Origin of the sequence: Pseudomonas sp. BJa3 (assembly GCF_026343815.1) — a bacterium.
Lineage (GTDB): Bacteria > Pseudomonadota > Gammaproteobacteria > Pseudomonadales > Pseudomonadaceae > Aquipseudomonas > Aquipseudomonas soli.
Map to the genome: position 1 here is coordinate 1 of NZ_JAOXMC010000500.1, position 241 is coordinate 241.

Here is a 241-nt window from a genome sequence, read left to right on the forward strand (position 1 = left end):
GCCCCAGCGGATCACGTAGTCGCCGTCGCGCGACAGTGTGCGCAGGCGGTGCGCGACGGTCTGCAGCACGTGGTCGCCGGCCTGGTGGCCGTGGCCGTCGTTGATCGATTTGAAGTGGTCGATGTCGAGCAGCACGAACGCCAGCACGTCCGCGCCGTTGGCGAACTTGGGCATGCGCTGGTAATAGGCGATGTCCGCAGGCAGCTGGCGGGTCAGGTAGCGCCGGTTGTGCAGGCTGGTC

The 241-nt window shown here is 67.6% G+C and carries 1 protein-coding gene; it reads right to left on the minus strand.

Features of this window, described 5'->3' with window-relative positions; genetic code table 11:
• Positions 1-241: GGDEF domain-containing protein (locus tag OH705_RS28560; RefSeq protein ID WP_267303613.1), on the minus strand; the 241-nt coding region annotated here is incomplete at both ends.